This is a genomic window from Microbispora oryzae, assembly GCF_017896165.1.
GTDB classification, from domain to species: domain Bacteria; phylum Actinomycetota; class Actinomycetes; order Streptosporangiales; family Streptosporangiaceae; genus Microbispora; species Microbispora oryzae.
In genome coordinates, this window is record NZ_JAFCNB010000029.1 from 1 (window position 1) to 16854 (window position 16854).

Consider the following 16854-nt stretch of genomic DNA (forward strand, 5'->3'; position numbering starts at 1 on the left):
GCGGCGGACGATTCAGCGGGAGTTGGAGGATGTCCTGTCGGAGAAGATCTTGTATGGGGATCTTCGGGCGGGGCAGGTCGTCAAGATCGATGTTGAGGGTGAGGGCGATGCCGCCACGTTCACCTTCACCGGCGAGACCAAGAGCGCTCTGACCGAGGCGATCCCCGCCCTCTGATGGCGAACGAGGCGTTCTGGGTCGACCACCGAGCAGGCCGGGAACGCGCGCCCAACGGTGTCAGTCGTTACGCGGAGCTCCTCCGGGACAACGCCGGCGAGTTCGACGGCGTCTGGGGCGACATCGCCCCGGTCGCCTTCGCCAGCGCGGCGTGGCGGGTCGCCACGCCGCCGCTGGCCTCCCCGGCCATCGTGCGATGGCACCGGCGGGTGCTGACGGCCTCCTGCCTGCGCAACGGGTGGGACGGGTCGATGATCGCTCGGCTCACCCTCGTGTCACCGATGCCGTCCCAGCTGACCCGGTCACGGGCCTGGTGGCGTGACCGCGGCTGGCAGGGCTGGCCCGCGATCCTCGGACAGTACGTCGAGCCCGCCGAGCGGGAGCTGACGAAGATTCCCTATCTGCGGCCCGTCGTGATGGTGGACGCGCCGCTGCCCCTGGACGACCTGCCTCCCGCGCCCGACGCTCCGGGCGACGATCTCGCCGAGGTCGCGCACCGTGCCCTGGTCGTCCTCGCACGTGAGCTCAACCAGCTCGTCGGCCCGCTGATCGAGCAACTCGACGCACAGACCTGAGCCGGTCCGGACCGACCTGGGCGCAGCCGACTTCACCTACGCGACGTCGGGTCGTGTCATCAGCGGCGACCGCACATGCAACGCCAGATCCGGGCCGGCCAGGGGCACGGTGCTCCACGTCGCCAGCGCTGTCCCCGCGTCGGCGTCGACCACCAGCCGAACCCGGTGCGGGGTGGTGATGACGTAAAGATCAGCGACGAACGTGCCGCCCTGCCAGGCACCGGCCGCGACGACAGGGCGGCCGAGCGGCGAACTTTCCCGCCATTCGCCGTGGCCGGCCTCGACGTTGAGGAACGACCCGAATCGAAGGAGCCACCCACCGTCCACGGGATCGACGACCACCGTGGTTCCGTCGGGCAGCGCCGAATCCTCGGCGGAGGCGTCGAGCGTCGCCTTGACGGAACGCTCCGGAGCGGCCGAACCCGGCACCGGCGCGAGCGACAGCCGGCGCAGCCGCTCGGCGAGGATCTCGTCGTCCCGGGTGCTCCCCGCCTGGTCCACGCCGGGCAGCAGGCACTCCCAGATCGGGCCGAGTATCGCTTCCCCCTGCGTTACGGCGGCGGTCACGGCGACCACGAGATCGTGCGACGGGACGACCAGGCACAGCTGGCCGTAGGCGCCATCGCCGCGGTAACCGTGCCGTGACATCCAGAACTGGTAGCCGTACCCGCAGAGCGCGTCGGGGTTCTCCGACCAGCCCTCGACCTGCGGAGTGTCGATGTGCCGTCTGGTCGCGAGCTCCACCCATTCGCGCGGGACGAGCCGCCGGTCGCCCCAGAGGCCCTCGCGCAGGAGCAGTTCCCCGAAGGCGGCGACGGCCTCGGTCGTGAGGTGCAGTCCGTGAAATCCGAAGGCGGCGCCGCTCGCCACCCGATCCCATTCGGCGTGGTCGATGCCCATCGGCGTGAAGAGGCGCTCGTCGAGCAGCTCCGGGAGGCCGCGGCCCGTGACCCGTTCCACCATCCGGGCCAGGACGAAGGTGGTCGAATTGTCGTAGGTGTGCCGTGTTCCCTCGGCCTCGGGAAACGGGACGCGCAGGAAGCCCTTAACCAGGTCGCCCGGTTCGAGCCGCCAGGCCTCGGCAAGGCTGTCGGTGCGGTTTCCGGTCGTCATGGACAGCAGGTGGTGAACGGTGAGGCGGCGTCCCTGCTCCGAGACGCCGGCCGGAACGTGGTCCGGCAACACGTCCACCACCCGATCGTCAAGCGAGAGCAGCCCGTCGGCGATCGCGAGCCCCACGGCGACCGAGGTGAACGACTTGGTCAGCGAGTAAAGAAGGTGCGGGCGTTCGGCCGAGTACGGCGCCCACCAGCCCTCGGCGACGACGTGACCATGGCGTACGACCATAAGGGAGTGACACTCGACGGATCGCGCTTCGAGCCGGTCGAGCAGCGCGGCGACCGCGCGGGACGACATTCCCGAGGCGGCCGGTGTCGACCGCGGCAGCAGGGGGCGTTGAGAAGGCATCCAGGGACCCTAACAAGACTCCCAATCACGGTACGAGGCATTTTCGCCCCACCGGACTCGGGCTGAACGATGCCGGCCCATCCGAGGGCGCGCCGTCAGCCGGACGGGTCGGCGTGGAGTTCGGCGTCGGCGGGTCCCGTGGAGAAGCGGGTGAATGTGATCTTCAGGCCCGCCCCTTCGGGAGAGCAGCAGAACGGCCCGGCTGACGCCTTGGCGTCCGGGGCGAGAGGGGCCAGCCGCAGCATCCGCCACGGGCCGTCCTCGCACCGGGCCCTGATGGTCACCGCGTCGCCGGACCGGCTCACCCGCATGGTGATCTCCCGTCCGGCCCACTCGGGCACCGGCGCCTGCGACCAGTCCGACAGGTCGCGGGTGACGACCGCGCCGACCTGCGCCACCCCGTCGCACATCTCCACGCCGGTCTTGATCCAGTTCGCCTCGTCCACCCACACCATGAGACCGGCCTGGTCGTACAGCCGGTCGACGGCGGCGACGAACCCGACCTCGACGGCCGTGCCGGTGGGGAAGTCCGTCAGCAGGGCATGGCCGTCGGCGTGGACGAAGCCGTAGCTCGTGGTGCGCCAGAAGTCGGTCCGCTCGCCCGTGGTGACGACCAGGCGGTCGCCGTCGGCCTCGGCGTGCGGGGGAGGATTGAGCCAGGTCGCCTCCGACCAGGCGATGGAGTGCCGCTGGGTCACGTGCGCGTCCTTCCGCAGGGGGCCGGGGGCAGCCGGGTCAGGCTCGTGTTTCCTGCCGGATCCCATTGTCGATCAGCGCGCGGAGATCTGCACCCGGGCGGGCCGATGACTCGGCCGACAGCGCTGCCGCGGCACGTCATCACCGTGTAAGGAAGTGGCGCCCTCCCAGGGCCTACGGTGCGGTCATGGATGTCGACGTGGTGTTGCCGTGTCTCGATGAGGAAGAGGCCCTGCCCTGGGTGCTCGGGCGGATGCCGGAGGGGTTCCGGCCGATCGTGGTCGACAACGGCTCGACCGATCGGTCGGCCGAGGTCGCCGCGGCGCTGGGCGCGCGGGTCGTGCACGAGTCGCGGCGCGGGTTCGGCGCCGCCTGCCACGCCGGGCTGACGGCGGCCACGGCGGAGGTCGTGTGCTTCATGGACGCCGACGCGTCGCTGGACCCTCGGCAACTGCCCCGGGTCACCGGGCCCGTCCTGGCGGGCGACGCCGATCTGGTGCTGGGCCGCCGGATCCCGCGCTCCCGCTCGGCCTGGCCCGCGCACGCGCGCATCGGCAACGTCCTGCTGGCCTCGAACCTGCGCCGCCGGACCGGAGTCCCCCTGCGTGATCTCGGGCCGATGCGGGCGTGCCGGAGAGACGACCTGCTGGCGCTGGGCGTGGCCGACCGCCGCTTCGGCTATCCCCTGGAGATGGTCCTGCGGGCGGCCGCGGCGGGCTGGCGTGTACGCGAGACCGAGGTGGACTACCTCGACCGGTCGGGCCGCTCGAAGGTGACCGGCACGGTGCGGGGAACCGTACGGGCCGTCCGCGACATGCGACGGGTCATGGCGGAGGCGGCCGCCCTGCTCTGATCCGCCGTCCCGGCGGGACCTCACGCGGCGGGATCGTACGGCCGGATCGTAGGACCCGAATCTTACGGGGCGCGAACGGCTTCGCCGGATCTGGCCGTGACGGGACGGACGCGGCCTAACCTCGGGCCCGTGAAGGTGCTGCTGACCGGTTCCGCCGGTTTCATCGGAAGTCATGTCGCCGAGGCGCTGGAGGGCGCCGGGCACGAGATCGTGGGTCTCGACCTGCGGACGGGTGGAGACGTGCGGGACACCGCCCTCCTCGACCGGCTGCTCCCGGGCACGGACGCCGTGGTGCACCAGGCGGCCAAGGTCGGGCTGGGCGTCGACGTCGCCGACCTGCCCGACTACACGTCGATCAACGCGTACGGCACGGCCGTGCTGCTGGCCGCGATGGCCCGGCACGGCGTCGGCCGCCTGGTGCTGGCCTCCTCGATGGTCGTCTACGGTGAGGGCGCCTACGACTGTCCCGGCCACGGACGGGTGCGGCCGGGGCCGCGGGTCGCCAGTGATCTTGATCGAGGGGCGTTCGAGCCGCGCTGCCCGCGCTGCTCGGCGCCGCTGGAACCGGCCGTCATCGGCGAGGACGCGCCCACCGATCCCCGCAACGCCTACGCCACCACCAAGCTGACGCAGGAACACCTGGCGGCCAACTGGGCCCGCGAGACCGGCGGAACGGCCGTCGCGCTGCGATATCACAACGTCTACGGCCCGCGGATGCCCAGGGACACGCCCTACTCGGGGGTCGCGGCGATCTTCCGGTCGGCCCTGGAGGGCGGGCGCGCGCCCCGGGTGTTCGAGGACGGCCGGCAGCGGCGCGACTTCGTCCACGTGCGCGACGTGGCGCGGGCCAACCTGTCGGCGCTCGCGGGCACCGCGAACGGCGCGAGCGGCACGCTGGCCGCCTACAACATCGCCAGCGGCGAGCCGCACACCGTGGGGGAGATGGCCGTCGAGATCGCGGAGCTGCGCGGCGGCCCCGATCCCGTCGTGACGGGCGAATACCGCCTCGGGGACGTGCGCCACGTCGTGGCCTCCCCTGATCGGGCGCGAGCCGACCTCGGGTTCCGCGCCGTGATCGGGTTCCGTGAGGGCATGCGGGAGTTCGCCACCGCGCCGCTGGGCTGAGCCGCCGCGGCCTCCCGCGCCACCTCGCGGCTCACCGCACGGCGCCCGGTCAGACCGCGCCGGCTCACCGCACGCCCCCCGGGTCAGAACGCGCCGGCCTTCCGCGAGCGCGGGCGAGCGTCACCAGGGGGACGCGATCAGGCCCTGCAGCAGCAGTCCGGTGATCATCTGCGCCATCAGCCAGGGCCCGCCGTACGCCGCCGGCTCAAGCCCGCCGCGTCCGCTCCCGGGACCGTCCGGGGCGCGGCCGGAGATGCGCCCCGAGACACGACCGGGGAGCCGGTCGGCGAACGCCGCGGCGAGGCAGATCCACAGGGCGTACGGCACCCAGATGCGCTCCACCTCGCCGCGGGTGATGCCGCTGAGGTCGAGCGCGAGCACCGCCGCGAGGGCCGCCGCGACCGGGACCGCCACCCGGGCGGGCACACGCCCGTCAAGCCGGGCCGGCCCGGACGGCGCGCGCAGCCCGGACAGCAAGGCCGGCCCGGAGAGCGAGCCCAGCCCGGACAGCCGGACCGACCTGACCAGTCTCGCCAGTGTCACCAGTCCGGCCGCCGTGGCCGGGCCGGTCACCAGCGCCAGCACCCCGAAGTCGGCGACCAGGAAGTACAGGTAGGGCCGGGCGGCGCCGGGGTCGGCGGCCCACTGCGCGTGCGTGGCCAGCACCCCGGCCGGCCACAGGAACCCGGCCGCGGCGAACGCGAGGGTCACCGCCGCGGCACCGGCGACGGCCGCCACGAGCGCGCCCTTCGGCGGCCGCACCACCGCCGCCACCGCCACGGCGATCAACAGGTAGGGGACCAGCCCGTAGCTGAGGTACGGCAGCGCGCCCAGCAGCAGCCCGGCCGCGGCCCCGTAGACGAGGCGTCCGGCCCGGCCGCGCCCGAGCACGAGCAGGGCCACCCCCCAGGCCCCGACGCCGGCGAAGAAGCCGTCCATGCTGGTGGCGATCCACACGGACGCGGGAGCGAGCGCCAGGTAGGGCAGCACCCGCCGGGCGTCGTCGTCGCCGGACAGCCGCCGGACCGTGAGCGCGATCGCCACCGTCGCGGAGCAGCCCACGAGCACGACGACCACCGCGGCCCACAGCGGGCCGCCCAGCCCGGCCGCCCGCAGCGCCCACACCACGAGGACCGGCAGCGGCGGGTGCCCGCGCACATGTGTCGGATACGCCGGCAGGTTTGTGGTGAAGCCCGCCAGCCAGGCCAGGGGATCGTCGCCCACCGCGGGAAGCACCGCCGGATACTCCTGCGGATGGGTGAAGGGCGCGGCGAGGCCGTCGCCCGAGACGGCGAGCAGCACGGTCCATGCCAGCGCGCACGCGTACCCGGCGGCGAGCGCCCATCCGAACCGCACCCGGGCCGTCAGCCGCGGCAGGATCCGTACGGCGGCGACGCCGAACACGGCGGCCGGCAGCAAACTGACCGTCAGGACGCGGAACTGGGCGTGGAACGGCGGGAAGTGGTCGATCCGCAGGACCCCGAGCGCGTGCAGCACGCCCCCGGCCGCGAACGACACGGCGACGAGCAGCCCCCAACCGGCCAGGGCGCGCCGCACCGCCCGGTCCACCGCGGACGCCTCCTGCCGTGCGGACGTTCCCCGCCGCGCGGGCCGCCGACCCGGGTCGCGGATGGCCTGAAATGCGCTGATCACCCTGCCACACTAGGCGTGACCTGCCCTTTCCCGGGATGGACATCAGCACTTCGTAAGGTTTTCCACCCCCGCCCGCCCCTAGTGTCGAGCCCATGAAGATCGCAAGATCGAGCGGTCCGGCGCCGTACCGGCCGGTCGGAGCGAGCGAGCCGGGCGCGATGGGCGCGCAGGTCGTGGTCATCGCGAAGGAGCCGGTGGCCGGACGCGTCAAGACCCGGCTCACTCCGCCGTTCACTCCCCACCAGGCCGCGCGCCTGGCGACGGCCGCGCTCGAAGACACCCTCGGCAGCGTGGCCGCCGCGCGCGCCCGGCACACGGTGCTCGCTCTCGACGGGCTGCCCGGCGCGTGGCTTCCCCCGGACGTGGCGGTGATCCCGCAGCGCGGCGCGGGGCTGGACGAGCGGATCGCCCACGCGATGGCCGACGCCCACCGGCTCCACCCCGTGCCCGTCGTCCTCGTCGGCATGGACACCCCGCAGGTCACCCCCGATCTGCTGCGGGCCGCCTGCGCCGCGCTGTCCGACCACGACGCGGTCTACGGCCCGGCCGCCGACGGCGGCTTCTGGTTGCTCGGACTGCGCCGCCCCGACCCGTCGGCGGTGCTCGGCGTGCCCATGTCCCGGCCGGACACCGGAGCGGGGGTGCTGGCCCGGCTGCGCGCCGCCGGGCGGACCGTGGCCCACCTGCCCGAGCTGGTCGACGTCGACACCGCCGCCGACGCCGCGCGGGTCGCCGCCGCCGCGCCGGACTCCCGGTTCGCCGCCACGCTCGCGGCCCTGTCTCCGGTGGAATCGCCCGTCGCCGACCGGGTCGCCGAGATGAGCGCCGCGCGATGATCGGAGAGTTGTACGCGGAGTCGCTGACCGGGGCCGCCATAGAGATCGAGTACGCCGACGGCACCCGCGTGCCGCTGGAGTCGTCCCGCTGGTTCGAGCCGCTGGACGGAGACGAGGCGCTGCTGTCGCGCTGCGCCGGACCGACCCTCGACGTGGGCTCGGGGCCCGGACGGCTCACCGCGGCGCTGGCCCGCCGGGGCGTGCCCGCGCTGGGGATCGACATCACCCCGCACGCCGTCCGCCTCACCCGCAGGGCGGGCGGGTTCGCGCTGGTCCGCGACGTCTTCGGGCAGGTGCCGGGGAGCGGCAGGTGGGCGAACGTGCTCCTGGCCGACGGCAACATCGGCATCGGCGGTCACCCTCTCGCGCTGCTCCGCAGGGTCAGGCAGCTCGCCAGGCCCGGTGGCGAGGTGCTGGCCGAGATCGACTCACCGGGGGTGACCAGCAGGGTGGACCGGGTGCGGCTGCGCCGCGCCGGGACGCTGGGGGAGTGGTTCGGCTGGGCCCGGGTCTCGGTGAGCGACATCGCGCGGCTCGGCACGGCCGCCGGGTTCGAGAGCGTACGCCACTGGCAGGAGGGGAGCCGATGGTTCGCAAGCCTGCGCTGATCGAGCGCATCACCTCCGATCGGCCGCCGGAGCCGATCGCCCGGATCCGTTTCACCAGTGCCCTGCGCTCGGAGGGGATGGCGGCCCGCCTCGGCGTCGCGCTGGGGATCGCCTTCACGGTGGCCTTCGCCACCGGCCTGTTCAGCCACTTCCTGCAGCATCCGCCGTCGTGGCTGGACTGGCCGTCCCGGCCGACCTGGCTCTACCGGGTCACGCAGGGAGTCCATGTGATCGGCGGCATCGCCGCGATCCCCTTGCTACTGGCCAAGCTGTGGACGGTCTATCCCAAACTGTGGCAATGGCCGCCGCTGCGGTCGGCGGCCCACGCCGCCGAGCGCGGTCTCGTCCTGCTGCTGGTCGCGGGAGCGATGTTCCAGCTGGTCACCGGCCTGCTGAACATCGCCTACACCTATCCCTGGTCGTTCTTCTTCCCGGTCGCGCACTACTGGACGGCTTTCATCGTCTACGGCGCGCTGGTCGTGCACGTCACCAACGAATGGGCGAAGGTCCGCCGCTCGCTCCCGGAGCCGCTGGAGGGCGGCCGCCGCGGGTTCCTGCTCACCGTGGGGGCCGCGTCCGGGCTGGCGGTCCTGCTCACCGCCGGTGAGACCGTCACGCCGCTGCGGCGCCTCGCGCTGCTGGCGCCGCGCGCCCCCGGCGTCGGGCCGCAGGGCCTGCCGGTCAACCGGACCGCCCAGGCCGCCGGAGTCGTCGCGCCCGGCCCGGACTACCGCCTGGAGATCGGGGCGCTCTCCCTGTCGTACGAGGACCTGCGGCGGCTCCCGCAGCACACGGTGGAGCTGCCGATCGCCTGCGTCGAGGGCTGGAGCGCCTCGGCCCGGTGGACGGGCGTCCGGCTGGGCGATCTGGCCCGATCGGCCGGTGCGTCGCCCGACGCCGTCCTGCGGGTCGAGTCGCTCGAACCGCACGGTGGCTACCGGACGAGCGAGCTGCGGCCGCCGCACTGGACCGACCCGCTCACCCTGCTGGCGTTGCGCCTCGACGGCCAGACCCTGCACATCGACCACGGCTACCCGGTACGGCTGATCGCGCCCAACCGGCCGGGCGCCCAGCAGACCAAGTGGATCCATCGGATCGTGATCACATGAGAATCGCCGGATACGCCCTCGGGGGCGGCCTCATCCTGCTCGGCCTGGCCGGCCTGGCGCTGAACGCCGGGCAGGCCGACCCGTTGAGCTGGGCCTTGTGGTTCGGCGGTGGTGTTGTCGCGCACGACTTCGTTCTCGTGCCGGTGACACTCGCGCTGGGCGTCCCCCTGCGGCGGGTTCCCCGGCCGTACCGGGTGGGGCTGGTCGTCGCCGCCATGATCACCCTCGTCTCGCTGCCCGTGGTGCTCGGTTTCGGCCGCCGTGCGGACAACCCCTCCCAGCTGCCGCTCGACTACGGCAGGAACCTCGCCGCCGTTCTCCTCGGCGTCGCCGTGGCGGCGGTCGCCGCCGACGCCTGGACGCGGCTGCGACGCCGGCGGCACGGGCGTGCGGCGCCACCCTCCTCCTGACGCCCTCGCGTCACGCGTCGGGCGCGGCCTTCGCGGCCGGCTCAAGCAGCTCGCGGACGCTCCGCGGCAGCTGGACGAGAGCGTGCCGCACCGTGTTCTCGGACACCTCGTCGCAGATCACCTTGGTGACGACCGGCGCCAGTTTGCGCACGTCCGCGTGGGCGATGCGGCCGGTGAGGGCGAAGTGCTCGATGAACTCCTGCCGTTCCCTGCGTACGGGGACCGCGCTGGGATCCCAGCCGTTGTAGAAGACCCCGCGGAGCAGGTCGGGCAGCTGGGCGGCCAGATGGGCCGCGCCGTCGACGGTGAGGCCGTCCCGCACCGCGTGTAACCACGTGCGCAGCACGCGGTGGGCGAATTCCCGATCCTCGGTGCCGATCGAGGCCGCCAGATCCGCGAGCCAGCGGTTCGTGGTCTGGACGGTGCGGTCGAGACTGTGTACCCGAGCGGACGCCATGGCCCCTCCAAACGGTGCGAGGGCGGTCTGCGTACGTCTCGCGGCGCACGACCCGGGGCCCGCGCCGCTTCCGCCTCCCATGCTATTCCGCCGGTCCCCGGGGCAACCGAGGCGAGTGGCTGAGGGCGGGCGGGGTGTGATCAGCCGTTCTCCTGGGCGCGGTGGGGATGCGCCGGATACACCCCGATGATCCGCATGTCGGAGCAGAAGAAGAGCAGCTCCTCCAGGGCGAGGGCGACCCGGCTCTCGTCGGGGTGACCCTCGATCTCGACGTAGAAGCGGCTGGCCTTCAGCCCGGCGCCGACCTGATAGCTCTCGATCTTGGTGAGGTTCACGGCGTTGCTGGAGAAGCCGCCGAGGGCCTTGTAGAGCGCGCTCGGGATATTGCGTACCGAGAAGAAGAGGCTGGTCATCATCGGCTCGCCGGTGTTGCGCGGGAGCTTGGCGTCCCGCGACAGGACGACGAACCGGGTGGTGTTGTCGGGGGTGTCCTCGACCCCGGCCCGCAGCACCTCCAGGCCGTAAAGGGGGGCGGCGCCGGGCGGCGCGAGCGCCGCGTGCCGGGGATCGCCGAGCTCGGCGACCTCGCGGGCGGCGCCGGCGGTGTCGTCGCTCACCAGCGTCCGCCAGCCGCCCTCGCGGAGGATCTTCCGGCACTGGCCCAGGGCGTGCACATGGCTCCGCACGCACTCCACCTGGTCGACGGACGTGCCGGGGACCCCCATGAGATCGAAGTGGATGGGCAGGAAGTATTCGGCGACGATCGACAGGCCCGTCTCGGGCAGCAGGTGATGGACGTCCGCCACCCGCCCGGCGGCGGAGTTGTCCACGGGGATCACCGCGAGGTCCGCCGTTCCCAGCGTGACCGCCTCAAGGGCCTGTTCGAACGTGGTGCAGGGCAGGTCCCGGCCGTCGGGGTAGAGGTCGCGGGCCGCGGCGGCCGAGTTCGACCCCGGTTCTCCCTGATAGGCGATGGTCACCATATGCGATCGATATCTCCGGCATCTTCGGCTCGGCGACTGCGCCTCGGTCGGGAGCAGATCAGGACGGGATCGGGCCGGCTCCGGCAGGGTGGTGCGGGCGGCCGCGAGAGGGGCTCCACGGGTGACTGCGCCGTGGATCGCTCCTCGCATGTTACCCGGTCGCCGTCCCCGCCCCACGGCCCCCGGTCACCGCTGCACGGACGCTCGGCCGGGCCGCGCGCGGAACCGCCGGCGATGGCTTAGCGGTCGCGGCGGACGGCGGTGAGCGCGGCGATCACGGCGGCGCCCGCCAGCCCCGCGAGGGCGACCCTGGCCCCGGCGACACCGGGTCCTCCCGTGGAGAACAGGGCGAGGGTGACGACGGCGATGCCCAGCGCGGTGCCGACACCGCGCGCCATGCTGATCAGGCCGCCGGCGGTGCCCGACGACCGGACCGGGACGGCGCCCATGACGGCGGCGTTGTTGGCCGGGACGAACACCCCCAGACCCGCCCCCAGCACGGCCAGGCAGATGACGAGAGGGCCGACCTCGGTGGGTGCGGCCGCCGCGAGTCCGGTCGCCGCCGCGGCCGTCAGGGCGCCGGCCAGGCAGCGCGGACGGTTGCCCCAGCGGCGCGGCAACAGGCGGTCGCCCGTGATCGCGGTCAGCGCGAACCCCGCGGGCAGCGCGCTCAGCACCGCGCCCGCGTGCGGCTCGCTCAGGCCGGTGGTGAGCAGCACCTGAGGCACGAGCACCAGCGGGCCGAACAGGACCAGATAGCCGCACAGTGCTCCGGCGAGGCCGCGCGTCACCGCGATGTCGCCCATCACGGCCGGGGGGATGAGCGGAGCCGCCGCCCGTCGCTCCCGGCGGAGCGTACCGGCGGCGGACGCCGCGGCTGTGATCAGCAGGACGGCGATCGACCACGCCGGCCAGCCCAGGCCGGACGCGGCCGAGACGGCGAGCAGCAGGCCCGAGGCGGCGTAGGCGAGCAGGAGGAGACCGGGCAGGTCGATGGCGTCGCGGTGCGCGCGCTCGCGGGTGCGTGGCAGCAGGTAGTAGCCGGCGACCACGGCCACCAGTCCGACCGGTACGTTGATCCAGAACACCCACCGCCAGCCGGCCAGGCCGACGATCAGGCCGCCCACCAGCGGGCCGAAGGCGAGGCCCAGCGACTGGGCGGCGGCCTGGACTCCCAGGGCGGCCCGAGCGCGCCTCCTGGGGACGCTGCCCACCACCAACGCCACGCTGTTGGCCTGCAGCATCGCCGCCCCCGCGGCCTGCACCACCCGGCAGGCCAGGAGCACGGGCAGGGACGGCGCGAACCCGCACGCGGCCGACGCGGCGGTGAAGACGACGAATCCTCGCACGTATACGAGCTTGCGCCCCACGACGTCGGCCAGCCGTCCCACCGCGGCGAGCAGGGCGATCACGGTGAGCAGATAGACCAGCGCCACCCACTGCACCGCGGCCAGCGGCGCGTGAAACCCACGCTGGAGCGCCGGGAAGATCAGGGTGACGATGCTCGCGTCGAGCTGGCCCATGAAGGAGCCGACACACACCGCCGCCACCGCGAACCACGGCGCGTTCGGATGAGCCCGGACGCGTTCCGGCCGGGCCCGTTCTCTCAGCAGCCGACTCATTCGCGTCAGGCCCCCCTGAACGCCACCGAATGCCACCGAACGCCACCGAACGCGAGTGCGACCCCTGCGAGTCTACCGGTCACCCTCCGCCATCTCCGCTGGTCGGCGACGTCGCGCGCCCGGCGGGGGCTCGTGGCCCGGCCCGGTTGAAGCGCGGGTGGAAAGCCGCCGCTTTCTAGACGCGACGCCCTTATGGTGATCAAATCTGTGGCTAGTGGCTTATGCGGGTTTGGACACTTGCCGGAGCCGCGAAGCGTGACACTATGAGTGATCGCGTCGGTCCCATTGGGAGAAAGGTACGACCCGTGCCGCCTGCGATTGTTGGGGATGAAGGGCCACTCGCCGGACAGAGATTTCCGGTAAGCGACAAACCGGTCACCTTCGGTCGTAGAGGCGACAACAGCGTAGTTATCACGAGTGACCGAGCCTCGCGTTTCCACGCGGAGGTGCGCCGTGAGGCCGAGGGCTATGTGCTGCACGACCGCGGCAGCCGCAACGGGACACTCGTCAACGGCACGCGTGTCACGTCACACCTGCTCCAGCCCGGCGACACGATCACCATCGGCGGGGAGACGTTCCGCTTCGAGGCGTTCGACGACTCCGAGACGATCATGGACGCGTCCCTGCTCCAGACGTTCGTGGGGTCGCTTCCGAGCGTCGAGCCGGGTCAGGTCCTGCGAGTCACCATCTCGGGCGGAGGGCCCGTCGGGCTCGGTCTCGCCCTGCTGCTCGAACACCTCATGGGGCCCCGGGTCTCCATCACGATGTACGACGGCCGCTGGACCCAGGACGGGTCACGGATCGTGTGGAAGAACGCGGCGCAGGGCAACAACCGGCGGCAGCAGGTCGTGACCGTGCAGAGCCGCCAGTACCTGAACCTCCCGGAGGAGGTCCAGGCCCGGCTGTTCACCGAAGGCTCGTACACCGAGATGTGGCCGGCCGGCCCCGACTCGATTCGCGGCTACAGCCCGCGGAATATCCGGATCGCCTATATCGAGGACACGCTGCTCGAAATGGCGAACGAGAAATCCGACCGGATCCGCCTGGTCCCCGCGAACTTCGACCCCGTGAACGACCACGAGGCGGTGGCCCAGGACCACGTGCTGGCCATCTGCGAGGGCGGGCGCTCGCGCACCCGTGAGCACTTCTCCGACAAGTTCGGCAAGGCCGACAAGTCGATCTACTCGCTGGACGGTCATCACGTACAGGACGTCGTGCTGGGGCTGAGGGTGAAGTCCGGCCTGTCGGATCCCATGATCGTCCTGCTGACCGTGGCGCAGAACCGGTTCCTCCTGAACGCGCTGCGCGGCGAGGGATTCCTGAACATGCGCCTCACCGACGAGGAGGCCAGGGAGGTCGTCGGCATCGACCCGATCCGGCACGTGTTCGAGGAGTGCATCGCCTCGAGCCCCTGCCTGATGGGACGGAACGACGACGGCGACTTCCACTGCGCGACGCACATGACGCTGTTCCTGCCGGCCCTGATCAGGGGATCGGCGCTGTGGAAGCGGGCGAAGGAGGGGCTGCGGCTCTTCGGCATCCCCGAGGACGACGTGAGCGCGGTGACCGCCTTCCGGCTGGACATGGTGCAGCGGCCGAGGTTCACCGCCCAGCTGCACTCCCCGACGTCGGCCACGCCGGGAACGTACGGGTTCCTCCTCGGCGACGCGGCCAACGCGATCCACTTCTGGCCGGGGCGCGGACTCAACAGCGGGCTGGCGTCGGCCATCTCGCTCGCGCGGTCGCTCAACCGCAACTGGCGGGGCAGGGCGTTCCGCGACGCCGACTTCGTCCGCCATGAGGCGGCGATGTCGATGCTGCAGTATCGGCACAAGAGCCGGGCGTGGAACGCGATGGTGACCACCGACGAGCACGGAGTCACTCAGGCGATCAAGGACAAGATCGTCCAAGGCATCGAAGAGGGCGGCGCGGTCTCCGACCGCGACGCGGACGTCGACGCCCTGATGGAACGGCTGCGCCAGATCAGGACCCGCCTGGAGCCGCGCATTCCCGGCATGCCGGATGACGCGGCCCTGGTCCGGCACCTGGGCGACCTCAAACCCGAGACGGTCCGTACCCTCCTGGTCAGCGGAGCGTGGGACACGCTGATCGTCGGGGGCGAGGAGGTCGACATCGACATCTTCGACCGGCCGATCGGGTCCGACGGACCTCAGACGGAGCGGCCGGTGGTCCCCAGGCGGCCCGACACGCCGGTCAGGCGGGCCGGGGCGGTGTCCCTGGGACCTGCCGAGGCGACGTCGCCGGAATGAGCCGCTCACCCGCTCCCGGGCCGGACCGGGAGCGGGTGGGAGAAGGCGGATAGCCGACCGGTCGAATAAACCGTGTCGCCCGGTCGTACACTCGCTTCATGGGACGGACCAGCGACGCCAGGGAGAAGATTCTCGCCGCTGCGCGGTCGCTCATCGAACTGCACGGCTACTCGGCCCTGGGCGTGGCCGCGATCTGCCAGACGGCCGGGGTGCCCAAGGGCAGCTTCTACTACTTCTTCGAGTCCAAGGAGGCTCTCGCGCTCGCCGTCATCGACGAGCACTGGGCCGTCCAGCGGGCCGGGTGGGCGCGTGTCCTGGGTGCCGACGAGGAGCCGCTCCGGCGCCTGCGCCGGCTGTTCGAGGAGACCGAGACCGAACAGCTGGCGGGCCAGCAAACCTGCGGCACCGTCTCGGGCTGCCTGTTCGGCAACCTCAGCCTGGAGCTGAGCAACCAGGCCGAGGCCATCCGGGAGAGACTGCAGCAGATCTTCGACACGCAGGTGGAGATGGTCGCCACGGTCATCGCCGAGGCGCGCGACCGCGGCGAGGTCACCGTCGTGGACCTCAGGGAAGCCGCGCGGTCCGTGGTCGCTCAGTTGGAGGGCCAGGTGCTGTTCGCCAAGCTCTACAACAACACGCAGCGGCTCAGCCCGCTGTGGGACAACTGCCTGGCCCTGCTCGGCGCGCGGGCGTCACAACCGATCTAGTCGGCTTCCGCGGCCGCGGGCCGTACGCCGGGGGCGTGGTGTTCCTGCGGGTGGTGGAGCACCACCGCCATGTGGTGTGGGAAGCCGGCGCGCAGCACGGCGGCGGCGACGGCGGCGGCGAGCACCACGGCGGACGCCACGATCAGCGCGTGGTGGTAGCCGTCGCGGAGCAGGGGCGTGACGACCAACGGGCCGATGATCTGGCCCGCGGAATATCCGGTGGTCAACAGCGCGACCGAACGAGGGAACCGCAGATGGGCCCCGGTGCCCAGGGCGAGAGTGCTGACGCCGACGAAGGTCGCCCCGAACAGGACGGCGGCGATCAGAGCGGCGGCCAGGCCGCCGACGAGGGCGGGCAGCGCGATGCCGGCCGCCTGGATGACGAGCGCGGAGAACAGGAGGCCGGGGCGGGACCAGCGGCGTGCCAGCCGGGCCCACAGCGCCGACGACGGGACGGCCGCCAGGCCGGCCAGCGTCCACGCCCCACTGCCGGCCCAGCCGGGGGCGCTCTGCCCGATGGCGGCGACGAGGAAGGTGCCGGCGATGATGTAGCCGACGCCCTCCAGGCTGTAGCCGGCGAACAGCGCGCCGAACCAGCGGTACGTGCCCGTCGTGGGCCAGACGACCGTCACGGCCTCGTCGGCCTCGTCGGCCTCGTCGGCCTCGTCGGGCGCGGAGGTCTCCTCCGGACGCAGGTTCCACGAGACGGCCGACAGAAGCGCGCACATCGCGGCGGCGCCCCACCAGGCGTCCTGCCAACCCGCATGCCAACCCGCATGCCGGCTCGCGATGCCGCGCAGCACGAGGACCAGCGCTCCGGACAGGGCGATCCCGGCGCCGACACCGCCGAAGCCCCAGCCCGGCAGGTGCGCCGGGTGCTGCCGGAGGTGGCTGAGCAGCGAGCTGACGGCGATGACGAAGATCAACGCGCTGGCGGCTCCGGCCGTCAGCCGCAGCCCGAGCCACACGACCGTGCTGTGCGTCGCCGGCATGGCCGCCAGAGAGACCGTCAGTACGGCCAGGCAGGCCCGCAGCAGCGCGCGGGAGCGTACCAGCGGCGGGGCGAGGATGCCCGCGAGCGCGCCGGCGAGATAGCCGATGTAGTTGGCGGTCGCCAGATGCGCCCCCACACTCGCGGACAGCCCGGCCTGGGCCTGCATCAGGGGAAGGATCGGCGTGTAGACGAACCGGCCGACCCCCATGCCCGCCGCGAGCGCGGCGGCCGCCCGGGTGACGTGGCCCCAGGGCGAGCCGGGCGCGCCTCCCGTTCGGGGGGCGGACGGGTGCCGTGCCGGCATGGTCATGGTG

17 protein-coding genes are annotated in these 16854 nt (G+C 72.7%); 10 read left to right on the forward strand and 7 right to left on the reverse strand.

Features of this window, described 5'->3' with window-relative positions; translation table 11 throughout:
* Both JOL79_RS35925 and JOL79_RS31040 read left to right on the forward strand, forming a co-directional pair.
* On the forward strand, positions 1-175 hold a 175-nt coding region (locus JOL79_RS35925; protein ID WP_372446822.1), incomplete at its 5' end, for a ClpB D2-like domain containing protein.
* Positions 175-750 (forward strand): hypothetical protein, encoded by a 576-nt coding sequence (locus tag JOL79_RS31040; protein ID WP_210159492.1) that lies wholly within the window; start codon positions 175-177, stop codon positions 748-750. The genes JOL79_RS35925 and JOL79_RS31040, both read left to right, overlap by 1 nt.
* Before the next feature lie 36 nt (positions 751-786).
* Here JOL79_RS31040 and JOL79_RS31045 read toward each other — a convergent pair whose 3' ends face one another.
* Both JOL79_RS31045 and JOL79_RS31050 read right to left on the reverse strand, forming a co-directional pair.
* The gene (locus JOL79_RS31045; RefSeq protein ID WP_210159493.1) at positions 787-2217 is read right to left on the reverse strand and encodes a serine hydrolase domain-containing protein; all 1431 of its coding nucleotides are present in this window, start codon (positions 2215-2217) and stop codon (positions 787-789) included.
* Positions 2218-2312: 95 nt separating this feature from the next.
* A complete protein-coding gene (locus JOL79_RS31050) occupies positions 2313-2915 on the reverse strand; it encodes a DUF1349 domain-containing protein (protein ID WP_210159494.1) in 603 nt (200 codons plus the stop codon).
* A gap of 185 nt (positions 2916-3100) precedes the next feature.
* Between JOL79_RS31050 and JOL79_RS31055 the strand changes: the two genes are divergently transcribed.
* Positions 3101-3766, forward strand: coding sequence for a glycosyltransferase family 2 protein (locus JOL79_RS31055; protein ID WP_210159495.1), 666 nt, complete (start codon positions 3101-3103; stop codon positions 3764-3766).
* Between the two features lie 129 nt (positions 3767-3895).
* Positions 3896-4891: an NAD-dependent epimerase/dehydratase family protein gene (locus JOL79_RS31060; RefSeq protein WP_210159496.1), complete on the forward strand. Its 996-nt coding sequence runs from the start codon at positions 3896-3898 to the stop codon at positions 4889-4891.
* A 120-nt stretch (positions 4892-5011) separates the two neighbouring features.
* On the opposite strand, the gene JOL79_RS31065 is transcribed toward JOL79_RS31060, so the two are convergent.
* A complete protein-coding gene (locus JOL79_RS31065) occupies positions 5012-6544 on the reverse strand; it encodes a hypothetical protein (RefSeq protein WP_210159497.1) in 1533 nt (510 codons plus the stop codon).
* Between the two features lie 92 nt (positions 6545-6636).
* On the opposite strand from JOL79_RS31065, the gene JOL79_RS31070 reads away from it, so the two are divergent.
* The 4 genes from JOL79_RS31070 to JOL79_RS31085 are packed head-to-tail and all read left to right on the forward strand — an operon-like array spanning position 6637 to position 9507.
* The gene (locus JOL79_RS31070) at positions 6637-7380 is read left to right on the forward strand and encodes a TIGR04282 family arsenosugar biosynthesis glycosyltransferase (protein WP_307848826.1); all 744 of its coding nucleotides are present in this window, start codon (positions 6637-6639) and stop codon (positions 7378-7380) included.
* Entirely contained in the window at positions 7377-7988 is a 612-nt protein-coding gene (locus JOL79_RS31075; RefSeq protein WP_210159498.1) for a class I SAM-dependent methyltransferase, read from the forward strand. The genes JOL79_RS31070 and JOL79_RS31075 overlap by 4 nt, the downstream gene beginning before the upstream one ends.
* A complete protein-coding gene (locus tag JOL79_RS31080) occupies positions 7967-9097 on the forward strand; it encodes a molybdopterin-dependent oxidoreductase (RefSeq protein WP_230985810.1) in 1131 nt (376 codons plus the stop codon). Before JOL79_RS31075 ends, JOL79_RS31080 begins: the two co-directional genes overlap by 22 nt.
* Positions 9094-9507, forward strand: a complete 414-nt coding sequence (locus JOL79_RS31085; RefSeq protein ID WP_210159499.1) for a hypothetical protein — start codon at positions 9094-9096, stop codon at positions 9505-9507. The genes JOL79_RS31080 and JOL79_RS31085 overlap by 4 nt, the downstream gene beginning before the upstream one ends.
* 10 nt (positions 9508-9517) lie before the next feature.
* Here the strand turns inward: JOL79_RS31085 and JOL79_RS31090 are convergent, their stop codons facing one another.
* The 3 genes from JOL79_RS31090 to JOL79_RS31100 form a co-directional block, all read right to left on the reverse strand.
* Positions 9518-9964 carry a DUF2267 domain-containing protein gene (locus JOL79_RS31090; RefSeq protein ID WP_210159500.1) on the reverse strand — a complete coding sequence of 149 codons (447 nt, stop codon included), beginning with the start codon at positions 9962-9964 and terminating at the stop codon, positions 9518-9520.
* A gap of 140 nt (positions 9965-10104) precedes the next feature.
* Positions 10105-10947 carry a prephenate dehydratase gene (locus JOL79_RS31095; RefSeq protein ID WP_210159501.1) on the reverse strand — a complete coding sequence of 281 codons (843 nt, stop codon included), beginning with the start codon at positions 10945-10947 and terminating at the stop codon, positions 10105-10107.
* Positions 10948-11186: 239 nt separating this feature from the next.
* On the reverse strand, positions 11187-12569 hold the full coding sequence (locus JOL79_RS31100; RefSeq protein WP_210159502.1) for an MFS transporter: 1383 nt from the start codon (positions 12567-12569) through the stop codon (positions 11187-11189).
* Positions 12570-12832: 263 nt separating this feature from the next.
* Here JOL79_RS31100 and JOL79_RS31105 point away from each other — a divergent pair, with 263 nt between their 5' ends.
* Together JOL79_RS31105 and JOL79_RS31110 are read left to right on the forward strand one after the other, a co-directional pair.
* Positions 12833-14839, forward strand: coding sequence for an FHA domain-containing protein (locus JOL79_RS31105; protein ID WP_230985811.1), 2007 nt, complete (start codon positions 12833-12835; stop codon positions 14837-14839).
* A 98-nt stretch (positions 14840-14937) separates the two neighbouring features.
* Positions 14938-15546, forward strand: a complete 609-nt coding sequence (locus JOL79_RS31110; RefSeq protein WP_210159504.1) for a TetR/AcrR family transcriptional regulator — start codon at positions 14938-14940, stop codon at positions 15544-15546.
* Here the strand turns inward: JOL79_RS31110 and JOL79_RS31115 are convergent.
* A complete protein-coding gene (locus JOL79_RS31115; RefSeq protein WP_230985812.1) occupies positions 15543-16850 on the reverse strand; it encodes a YbfB/YjiJ family MFS transporter in 1308 nt (435 codons plus the stop codon). The genes JOL79_RS31110 and JOL79_RS31115 overlap by 4 nt on opposite strands.
* Positions 16851-16854 lie beyond the last annotated feature (4 nt).

Bases quoted from the DNA above. Each gene is read 5' to 3' on its own strand.
- JOL79_RS31080 (WP_230985810.1), top strand. From the start codon at position 7,967: ATGGTTCGCAAGCCTGCGCTGATCGAGCGCATCACCTCCGATCGGCCG.
- JOL79_RS31070 (WP_307848826.1), top strand. From the start codon at position 6,637: ATGAAGATCGCAAGATCGAGCGGTCCGGCGCCGTACCGGCCGGTCGGA.
- JOL79_RS31100 (WP_210159502.1), bottom strand. From the start codon at position 12,569: ATGAGTCGGCTGCTGAGAGAACGGGCCCGGCCGGAACGCGTCCGGGCT.
- JOL79_RS31090 (WP_210159500.1), bottom strand. From the start codon at position 9,964: ATGGCGTCCGCTCGGGTACACAGTCTCGACCGCACCGTCCAGACCACG.
- JOL79_RS31110 (WP_210159504.1), top strand. From the start codon at position 14,938: ATGGGACGGACCAGCGACGCCAGGGAGAAGATTCTCGCCGCTGCGCGG.
- JOL79_RS31095 (WP_210159501.1), bottom strand. From the start codon at position 10,947: ATGGTGACCATCGCCTATCAGGGAGAACCGGGGTCGAACTCGGCCGCC.
- JOL79_RS31105 (WP_230985811.1), top strand. From the start codon at position 12,833: ATGAGTGATCGCGTCGGTCCCATTGGGAGAAAGGTACGACCCGTGCCG.
- JOL79_RS31045 (WP_210159493.1), bottom strand. From the start codon at position 2,217: ATGCCTTCTCAACGCCCCCTGCTGCCGCGGTCGACACCGGCCGCCTCG.
- JOL79_RS31040 (WP_210159492.1), top strand. From the start codon at position 175: ATGGCGAACGAGGCGTTCTGGGTCGACCACCGAGCAGGCCGGGAACGC.
- JOL79_RS31115 (WP_230985812.1), bottom strand. From the start codon at position 16,850: ATGACCATGCCGGCACGGCACCCGTCCGCCCCCCGAACGGGAGGCGCG.
- JOL79_RS31085 (WP_210159499.1), top strand. From the start codon at position 9,094: ATGAGAATCGCCGGATACGCCCTCGGGGGCGGCCTCATCCTGCTCGGC.
- JOL79_RS31055 (WP_210159495.1), top strand. From the start codon at position 3,101: ATGGATGTCGACGTGGTGTTGCCGTGTCTCGATGAGGAAGAGGCCCTG.
- JOL79_RS31075 (WP_210159498.1), top strand. From the start codon at position 7,377: ATGATCGGAGAGTTGTACGCGGAGTCGCTGACCGGGGCCGCCATAGAG.